Consider the following 3048-nt stretch of genomic DNA (forward strand, 5'->3'; position numbering starts at 1 on the left):
CTTCTTTAAACGCTGCACACGCTGCCTTCAACAGTTTTCAAAATCGTTGGTCTCAATATTCTGGTGCAGTAGATGTATGCAAACGAAACTTTTCTCATGTTGAACAACTCTTTGATTATGGCAGCGCCATTAGAAAAATCATGTACACTACTAATGCAGTTGAAAGTATTCACTCTAGCTTCAGAAAAGTCACAAAAAAGGGAGCGTTCTCTAATGAGAATGCGCTCTTAAAATTACTTTATTTACGTACGAAAGAATTACACACGAAGTGGGCAGGTGGGCGAATTCGAAACTGGGCTATGGTGCTGAATCAGTTAATGGTCAACGAGACATTCTCCTCTAGAATTGAAAAGTATGTCATTTACCTTCCGTAACAACGTTAGGCTTATTCAACTATGCTTCCAATCGGGATTTATCTGATGTAAAAAATGACCAAAAGAATTTTGTGTTTTAAACTTCTAGATATTTAACTTCCACAGTTTAGTTGACAACCCCCATAGCTCTTAATCTTATCTCAATACACCCACCGTTAAAGTTCGGTGGGTTATTTATTTTTCAATCTTTCAATAACTGATTGCGTTCATTTTCTTGCCTTTTTAATAGCTTCATATAGTCAATTGTTCGAACTGCGTCTTCAGTGCTAAGAGAGCGATAGAGAGCTAAAAACTCTTCCTCATATCTACCTACGACAACATTGTCTAGAAAATGGCTTACAGGAGTTCCTAGGGCTCTAGAAAGAGCTGTTAAGCTATCGAGGTTAGGTTCTGTTACAGAATTTTCCCATCTTGCTACTGCCTGTTGTGTAGAGAAGATTTTTTTAGCTAATTCTTTTTGTGTCCACCCGAGTGCTTTTCGCTTTTCTCTAATGACCTTTGCATATTGTTTCTGTTTCATTAATACACCCCCCTCGTAAAATAATTTTTGTCTAATACTTTTTAATCAAAATGTTTCTGAACCATAAAATTTATTGAATAACACATTCCTAACGGAATTTGTTTCGTTATTGTGTGATTTCTCAGAGTACAATGGATGTATGGAAAGGATCCAGCGGGAATTTGCTATCACCCCCTGTAGCTTTGTCTACCTTGTTAAGTCTGTTACCCGAACCACTGTTATCACTACCAACTCATTAGCTGTTTCGATAATGGACTAGACTTTCATATAGTAGTTTGGAAGGCAGCTTCTAGCTCTGTTATCACCGTATTCTATTAGGCGAGGTTGTGGCTACACAGTGAGGTTCTGGGGAATCCCACAGTATCGAAGCATTTTCCAAAATTTATATTGAAAGGAGGTCCTTATTCCATGAAATTATTTGTCGGTATTGACGTTAGTTCTGAAAAATTAGATATTTGTTTCCTAACAGACGACGATCAACTGTCTATCTTGTCTGAAATTTCTATTGCCAATGATATTGAAGGTGCGTCATTAACACGAGAAATGATTCTTGAGTTCAATGAAAACTATCACTTCGATCAAATCGTGATTGGTATGGAATCGACATCCATGTACAGCTTCCACCCTTCAATGTTTTTCCATGAAGATGCGGAGCTAAAAAAACTCAATACACTTGTGACAATTGAAAATCCTTTTCGGGTGAAACAATTCAGTCGCATGTTTGATGAGGATAAGACCGATCGAAACGACGCGTTAAGAATTGCTGATTTCTTGCGTATACAACGGTTCACAACTTCCTCTATCAAAGAAGAGAAGTACATGGCCTTACAGAGATTAACCCGTACGCGCTATCAGATCATTAAACAATTAACTCGTACAAAACAACACTTCCTGGAAAACCTAACGTACAAATGCAATACATTAGCCCGAGAAATGCGAGACGAATCGACAAGTCTGTTTAGTGCCACTGTCATTTCTCTTATGACAGAAGACTTCACCCTAGATGAGTTAGCTGAGCTTCCTTTGGAAGCATTCTGTGACTTACTCCAAGAAAAAGGAAGGGGGCGCTTTAAAGAGCCCAAGAAAATTGCCAAAGCAATTCAACGTGCAATTACCATGAGTTATCGTTTAGGTTATCTTGCACAAGAATCCATCAATGTTGTTTTAAGTGTTCTTGTACGCGAAATACGTGCACTTGAAAAGAACATCAAAGACTTAGATAAAGCAATTGAACAACTAGTTGTCGTCATTCCAGAATACCAATGCTTAACCAGTATTCCAGGCGTTGGGAAAGTATATGCCGCTGGCTTGATCGCTGAAATTGGACAAATCGAACGTTTTGAGGATCAAACAAAATTGGCAAAATACGCAGGTTTAAGTTGGAAAGTCAAACAATCCGGAAATTACCAATCTCAAAACACACCTCTGACAAAACAAGGGAATCGCTATTTTCGTTACTACTTAGTTGAAGCTGCCAACTCTGTAAGAAATTATCTTCCTGAATATAAAGCTTTTTATCAAAGTAAATGTAAAGAGGTTCCAAAGCATCAACACAAACGAGCACTCGTCTTAACCGCAAGAAAATTTACGCGTCTGGTGGATACGCTACTACGTAACCATCAACTCTATATGCCACCAAGGAGCGTGATAGATAAATAACAATTTGTTATTTACGCAAATCCTTGAATGACCCGAAAAAAATTTGATTTTGGTCGGGTTTAGTTAAGTGCGCTTAAAAACAGGTTACTCAATAAGAATATTCTCAATTTTTATCTTGACTTATTACCATTAGACTCTCAGTAGAGTACAACAAGTTGTTGTATTTGTAATGATATTTGAAGTTTTTATATATTTTATGAGTTTAAATACATCGTATTGTTGTATATAATAAAACAGGAGGGGAGAATCATGAAAAAAGTAAGTAATCTCAGCCGATACAGAAAAGAAAAAGGCTTTTCTCAAACTGAGTTAGCTAAAAAAATGAATGTTACACAGCAATGTGTAAGTTCGTGGCAAACAGGGAGAACGATTCCTAAACCCTATCAAATGAAAATGCTTTCTGAGATATTAAGTGTACCAATAAACGAGCTGTTTTCTGATGTGTTTAATAAAGTAAACAGTTAACTAGTGCCTACTGAATAATTGACAAATTTT

Annotated in this window: 4 protein-coding genes; 3 read left to right on the top strand and 1 reads right to left on the bottom strand. The window is 36.9% G+C overall.

What is annotated here, in order from left to right:
• Positions 1–374: transposase (locus tag RV13_RS20175; protein WP_249024503.1), on the top strand; the 374-nt coding region annotated here is incomplete at its 5' end.
• Between the two features lie 181 nt (positions 375–555).
• On the opposite strand, the gene RV13_RS20180 is transcribed toward RV13_RS20175, so the two are convergent.
• Positions 556–894: a helix-turn-helix domain-containing protein gene (locus tag RV13_RS20180; RefSeq protein ID WP_016180789.1), complete on the bottom strand. Its 339-nt coding sequence runs from the start codon at positions 892–894 to the stop codon at positions 556–558.
• 408 nt (positions 895–1302) lie between these two features.
• Here RV13_RS20180 and RV13_RS20185 point away from each other — a divergent pair, with 408 nt between their 5' ends.
• Together RV13_RS20185 and RV13_RS20190 are read left to right on the top strand one after the other, a co-directional pair.
• Complete coding sequence (locus RV13_RS20185; protein ID WP_071876001.1) at positions 1303–2553, top strand: IS110 family RNA-guided transposase; 1251 nt, start codon at positions 1303–1305, stop codon at positions 2551–2553.
• 249 nt (positions 2554–2802) lie between these two features.
• A complete protein-coding gene (locus RV13_RS20190; protein WP_002404111.1) occupies positions 2803–3018 on the top strand; it encodes a helix-turn-helix transcriptional regulator in 216 nt (71 codons plus the stop codon).
• Positions 3019–3048: the final 30 nt, after the last annotated feature.

This window comes from Enterococcus raffinosus (genome assembly GCF_001886185.1).
Classification (GTDB): Bacteria; Bacillota; Bacilli; order Lactobacillales; family Enterococcaceae; genus Enterococcus_A; species Enterococcus_A raffinosus.